Here is a 6,279-nt window from a genome sequence, read left to right on the forward strand (position 1 = left end):
GGCAAGCAGTATGAAAGGATTGTTTCGATATGCACTGATCGCCGTGTTGCTGGCATCTCAAGCTATACATCCCGATACGCGTACAGCCGAGGCGAAACAACATTCCGGACATAGCGTCAAACAGATCGTCAGCAGTATGACGCTTGAAGAAAAAATCGGGCAAATGCTTATGCCGGATTTTAGAAATTGGAAGAAGAAAGAGGATTCAAGCGCCAAGGGATTGACGGAAATGAACGATGAAATAGCAGGCATCATCCAAAAGTATCATCTCGGCGGCGTGATTCTTTTCGCCGAAAATGTCACAGGCACGGAGCAAACAGTTCGTTTAACCGACGGTCTGCAAAAAGCAAGCCGCGGCATTCCGCTCTTTATCACGATTGATCAGGAAGGCGGCATCGTCACAAGACTTGAATCGGGAACAAACCTGCCGGGCAATATGGCCATCGGCGCTTCTAAAAACGCGAAAAATGCTTACCGGTCAGGAAATATCATCGGAAAAGAATTAGCCGCATTAGGAATCAACGTTAATTTCAGTCCTGTGCTTGACGTCAACAACAATCCCGACAACCCTGTGATCGGCGTCCGCTCCTACAGCTCCAAACCGGAACTCGCGGCGGGGCTCGGCATTCAGGCCATGAAAGGGCTTCAAAAAGAAAACATCGCTGCTACAGCGAAGCATTTTCCCGGCCACGGAGATACGGCGGTTGACAGCCATTACGGCCTCCCGCTTGTACCGCATGATCAAGAACGGCTCAAACGCGTTGAACTTTATCCATTTAAACAAGGGATCGATGCAGGCATCGATATGATCATGACGGCCCACGTCCAGTTCCCGGCATTCGATGACACGACATATAAAAGCAAAAAGGACGGACAGGATATCATGGTTCCGGCGACACTGTCCAAAAAAGTGATGACAGACCTTCTGCGAAAAGACCTCGGATTTGACGGTGTCGCAGTGACAGACGCTTTAAACATGAAAGCCATCTCCGACAACTTCGGCCGCGAGGAAGCCGTCGTCATGGCTGTGAAAGCAGGCGTTGACATTGCACTTATGCCTGCAGAAGTGACGTCACTGGAAACAGAGAAAAACCTGGCAAACGTATATGAAGCCCTTCTGAAAGCAGTCCGCCAGGGAAATATCCCCATTGAACAAATTAACCGGTCGATAGAACGGATCCTTTCTTTAAAGAGCAAGCGCGGCATTCTTGACGGTAACTCTTCTGGATCATTACAGAAAAAAATAAAGCACGCCTTAAAAACGGTAGGAAACCACAAACATGCCAAAGCAGAAATGAAAATGGCGAAAGAAGGCGTAACCGTCTTAAAAAACGATGACCGCACACTCCCGTTTAAAGCGAAAAAAGGGGACACCATCCTTATCCTGGCACCATACGAAGATCAAACAAAAGCGATGTCCAAAACGGTCAGAAGAATAAAGAAAACGGCGGTCGTGAAGGAATATCAATTTGCTGAGAAGGTTTTTAATCAGGATGTTCAAAAGCTGATCGATGAGGCTGACTATATCGTTACCGGCTCATATGTGGTCAAAAACGATCCGGTTGTAAACGACGGAGTGATCGACGATGCCATTCAAGACTCAAGCAAATGGGCCACCGCTTTTCCGCGGGCTGCTATGCTGTATCCCCAGGCTAAACAGAAAAAGTTTGCCTTAATGAGTCTCCGCAATCCATACGATACAGCGAATTTTGAAGAAGCAAAAGCAGTCATTGCGGTATACGGATTTAAAGGCTACACAAACGGACGTTTCAGGCAGCCAAACATTCCGGCGGGCATAGAAGTCATTTTTGGAAAAGCGAAGCCTAAAGGAACCTTGCCCGTTGATATCCCTTCCGTAACGCAGCCGGGAAACATCCTTTACGAATATGGCTATGGATTGAACATCAAAAACGGCAAACCGTTGAAATCGGAGGGATTGCAATGATGAAAAAAGCATCCTGGCTGCTCGCAGGAGTCATTGTTCTCAGTACATTGACGGCAGCATCTGCCAACCCTAAAAATGAAAAGAAAGCAAAGGTCTCTCCAGGAATAGAAGTACTGATGAATAAGAAAAACATGTTAAAAGGAAAAAAAGTCGGTTTGATCACAAATCCAACAGGGGTGGACGCCAAACTGAACAGCAGCATCGATTTGCTCCATCAAGATCCGGACATTGAGCTCACTGCGCTTTTCGGACCGGAACACGGCGTGCGTGGCGATGCTCAGGCAGGGGACAAAGTCGACTCGTATATCGATGAAAAAACCGGCCTTCCCGTTTACAGCCTTTACGGCAATACGAAGAAACCGACTCCTGAGATGCTGAAGAATGTTGACGTTCTCCTGTTCGATATCCAAGATGTCGGGACCCGTTTCTATACGTACATTTATACAATGGCATATGCCATGGAAGCTGCAAAAGAAAACGACATTCCGTTTATCGTTTTGGACCGGCCGAACCCGCTGGGAGGAATAAAAGTGGAAGGACCTGTTCTTGATCCAAACTTTTCATCTTTTGTCGGAAGATACCCCATTCCGTTAATACACGGCATGACGGCAGGGGAACTCGCGCAGCTGTTTAATGAGGAATTTAACATCGGCGCCGACCTGACCGTCGTCAAAATGAAAGGCTGGAAACGGCGAATGTCTTTTGAAGATACCGGGCTTCCTTTCGTCCTTCCTTCGCCAAACATGCCGACAGTTGATACTGCCACAGCCTATCCCGGCATGGGCTTAATTGAAGGAACAAATATTTCAGAAGGAAGGGGAACGACGAAACCGTTTGAGTTAATCGGCGCCCCTTACATCAAAAGTACGGAGCTCGTCGAGAAATTAAACAGCTTGAAACTGTCCGGCGTCCGATTCAGAGCGGCTTCATTTACACCGACCTTTTCAAAACACCAAAACAAATTGTGCCACGGTGTGGAGATCTATGTGACAAACCGGTCCGCTTTTCAGCCGGTGAAAACCGGGATATTCATCATCAAAACGATCCATGACCTATATCCGGATGGCTTTCAATTTCTTTCTTCCAACAACTTCAATCTCCTGATCGGCAACGGCTGGGTCAAAACAATGATTGAAAAAGGAGCTTCAGCAGAAGACATCGTCAAAAGATATGAAGGTGAACAGAAGCGGTTTATGAACATTAGAAAGAAATACCTGTTATATTAAGAAAAGCAGACGCTGGTTTAAACCTCCATACGTACTACATGACAAATTTGATTCGAACAATGCCCTGCCTTTTAAGAAGGCAGGCTTGTTTTATTATCCAACTGATACGCCCTTTTCAATTCGCTTTTGGCCAGCAAGTGCCCAAACAACGCAGCCAGAATTTGCTGAAACAGCATGCCGATCACAACGGGCACCGCTACCTGTGCCGGAAAAAAGCTGGTTGCCAAAACGGCCCCTGCGCTAATATTTCGCATTCCTCCCGTAAAGATTAAAGCAACGATTTCTTCGTGAGGCCGCTTCAGCATTCTGCCCAGCAGCCAAGCCGTCATATAACCGGTAAAAGCCACTAAAAACACCGTCACGGCTATCGTAACAAACCTTAAATCGACCGTTCTTAAATAAGGAGCGACAACTGAGCTGTTGATCGCCACCACAACGGCTAATCCCATTTTTGAGAACGGAGCGCAATTCGCGCTCAAACGCGCCGTTCTGTCTGGTGCAGCAAACTGGTTGACCAGCATGCCTAACAGAGAAGGGATGACAACCATCCCAAACAGCCCCTTCATCATCCCCGCTATATCCATTTCGACCTGAGCTCCTGCCAGAATGGACAGACTAAATGGTACGACAAAAGGCGAAAGAATTGTATCAATCAAAATGACCGAAAGGGTTAATCCGATATTTCCTTTATACATGGCAGCCCAAATCATGCTAGTGATGCCGGTGGGGATCACAACACCAAGAATGAGTCCCGTAATCGTCAACGAATCCCCGTTGAATACAATATGTCCAGTCCCCCATGCCAATACCGGCATAAACAAATGTAGAACAAATAAAGCCAGCAGCATCGGCAACGGGTGAACCACCGCAGCTTTCAGCGACTGAAAGTTGGCGCTCAAGCTTCCGGCAAAGGTCATAAAAGCAAAAATCCACGGCACAAATGCAGCAAATCCATGTAATTGTTCTGAAAGCAATACCCCGCAAACGACGCTTGCAGGCGTCAGCAAAGGCATTATTTTCCCAAGTGTTTTATTGATTGTCTGAAGCATAGATGCAAACGCCCGCTCTCTTTAAATGATCATACGTTCATTATAGCAAAAGACGGATGTCAAAACAGGAAGGTAAAAAGAAGTGGGTGTCCGGGGAAAGCCTATTTAAAGCGTGATCAGCTGCATGCATTCTTTTTTTAATAGGGAAAACTGCCAAAATCGAATCGACCTTAAACAGTCTGACCTGTCGTTTCTGAAAACAAAACGCTTTAACATACCCATTTTTGATGTCATTGACTAATATCGTCCGCTTAGAAAACTCATGTTCTTTCATGTAAATGATCTCAACGGGAAAACCCTCTGCCATAGCACGATTCAGCAGCTTTTTCATCCTCTCGCTCCTTTCGCATACCATCATTCTATACGAACACACGTTCTTTTTCAAGTAGAAAAAATAAACAATGTATGAAATCATTTATTATTGGAAGAAACTTTTTAAGGGGATGATGCGTCAGTAAATACGTGACATTTATTAGAAGGAGCCCAGCCATGTCCAGAACACACAAAAGCACAAGAGTATATAAAAGAAAAAAACGGCGGAATAAAAGGCTTTTATTCGCTGCGATCCTTGTTTGCGCAATCATTTACATCGCTTTTCCGAAGATGCCAAGCGATCATTATGAAAAACAGTCGCAAGCAACCGAGAAACAAATAAAGCCGGAAAAGAAAAAAGAGCCGAAAGTGAAAAAAGAAAAAACACAAAGCGAAATCGTCACGAAAAACGAGAATAAACAACTGGATGATTATTTAAAAAATATTGGTTTCAGCGGGACGGCATTGATTGTAAACGAAGGAAAAATCGTCACAAACAAAGGCTACTCCTATGCAAACCGCAAGAAAAAAGTGCCGAATACACCCGAAACCGTTTATTATGTCGGTTCATCACAAAAAGCGATCATCGCCGCTTCCATTCTCCAGCTTGAAGAAAGAGGCCTGCTGTCAGTAAACGATCCGGTTTCTACATATATTCCGGATTTTCCAAACGGCACGAATATTACCCTTTACAATCTCCTCACTCATACATCGGGGATTAAAGGACACAACGAAGGCAGCAGTTATATTTCACCGGACAATCTTTTAAAAGATATCGAAGCTCAAGGAATTAAAAATGCTCCTGGAAAATGGGATTACAAAGACTCCAACTATTCCGTACTGGCATACATCGTAACGAAGCTGAGCGGTGAATCTTTAAATGCATATGTTACAAACCATATCTTTAAACCTGCGGGCATGAAACACGCAGGGTTTTACAAAACGTTTGCAAAGCAACCCCAACCGTCAACAGGCTATAAGCTGAATGCTTTTAAAAAGCTGTATACTCCCGATATGCCCGATTTATCACAGCTGTACGGAGCAGGGGATATCTATATGACAGCATACGATATGTATTTATTCGATAAAGCGCTCTTTGAAAGAAAAATCATTTCTGATCAAAGTTTTACAAAAATGTTTACGCCCAATCAGGCAACATACGGCATGGGTTTTTATATTTCTCCCGGAAGCTACTCAAACCACGGCGTAATGCCTGGTTACAACATTTTAAACAGCTTTAGCAAAACAGGGAGCAAATATGTCATTCTCTTTTCAAATATACAAAACAACATTAAATCATTCGGCGTCGTTAATAACCGGATTTTCTCTATTTTGAATGCATCCGAATGATAAAGCAGGAGACACTTTCACTCTGTTTAAACAAACGTTTGTTTAAGAAAGAGGTGAAAGTGTCTTTTAAGTAACCGTCATAAAACAAAAATAAGCAGGCATTATGCCTGCTTTAAAAATACCGTTATAAACAAAAAAAGCTTTCCCCTTAATTGGAGAAACCTTGTCATATCAAGATATCTACTTAAGCTTCCAAGCGGGCTCGAACCGCTGACCTCTTCCTTACCATGGAAGTGCTCTACCTGCTGAGCTATGGAAGCATTGGCTCCGCAGGTAGGATTCGAACCTACGACCGATCGGTTAACAGCCGATTGCTCTACCACTGAGCTACTGCGGAATAAAATAAGCTTCATTTCATGCAAGGTAAAGATATAAATAAACAGCTTGGCGGCGTCCT

At 44.5% G+C, this 6,279-nt stretch carries 5 protein-coding genes and 2 tRNA genes; 3 read left to right on the top strand and 4 right to left on the bottom strand.

The genetic code is table 11. From position 1 onward, the window contains the following. Positions 1-10: 10 nt before the first annotated feature. The gene (locus V7126_RS08080) at positions 11-1,945 is read left to right on the top strand and encodes a glycoside hydrolase family 3 protein (protein WP_335497513.1); all 1,935 of its coding nucleotides are present in this window, start codon (positions 11-13) and stop codon (positions 1,943-1,945) included. Next, positions 1,942-3,171 carry an exo-beta-N-acetylmuramidase NamZ family protein gene (locus V7126_RS08085; RefSeq protein WP_046132951.1) on the top strand — a complete coding sequence of 410 codons (1,230 nt, stop codon included), beginning with the start codon at positions 1,942-1,944 and terminating at the stop codon, positions 3,169-3,171. Before V7126_RS08080 ends, V7126_RS08085 begins: the two co-directional genes overlap by 4 nt. A 71-nt stretch (positions 3,172-3,242) precedes the next feature. Here V7126_RS08085 and V7126_RS08090 read toward each other — a convergent pair whose 3' ends face one another. Together V7126_RS08090 and V7126_RS08095 are read right to left on the bottom strand one after the other, a co-directional pair. After that, the gene (locus V7126_RS08090; RefSeq protein WP_046132952.1) at positions 3,243-4,220 is read right to left on the bottom strand and encodes a bile acid:sodium symporter family protein; all 978 of its coding nucleotides are present in this window, start codon (positions 4,218-4,220) and stop codon (positions 3,243-3,245) included. Positions 4,221-4,260: 40 nt separating this feature from the next. Beyond that, positions 4,261-4,551, bottom strand: coding sequence for a WYL domain-containing protein (locus V7126_RS08095; protein ID WP_231947413.1), 291 nt, complete (start codon positions 4,549-4,551; stop codon positions 4,261-4,263). A gap of 158 nt (positions 4,552-4,709) precedes the next feature. On the opposite strand from V7126_RS08095, the gene V7126_RS08100 reads away from it, so the two are divergent. Beyond that, on the top strand, positions 4,710-5,882 hold the full coding sequence (locus V7126_RS08100; RefSeq protein ID WP_175075376.1) for a serine hydrolase domain-containing protein: 1,173 nt from the start codon (positions 4,710-4,712) through the stop codon (positions 5,880-5,882). 187 nt (positions 5,883-6,069) lie between these two features. On the opposite strand, the gene V7126_RS08105 is transcribed toward V7126_RS08100, so the two are convergent. Both V7126_RS08105 and V7126_RS08110 read right to left on the bottom strand, forming a co-directional pair. Continuing rightward, a tRNA-Thr gene (locus V7126_RS08105) sits at positions 6,070-6,142 on the bottom strand. A 2-nt stretch (positions 6,143-6,144) separates the two neighbouring features. Then, positions 6,145-6,219: transfer RNA gene (locus tag V7126_RS08110), tRNA-Asn, on the bottom strand. Positions 6,220-6,279 lie beyond the last annotated feature (60 nt).

This window comes from Bacillus sp. JJ675, from assembly GCF_036963165.1.
GTDB lineage: Bacteria > Bacillota > Bacilli > Bacillales > Bacillaceae > Bacillus > Bacillus glycinifermentans.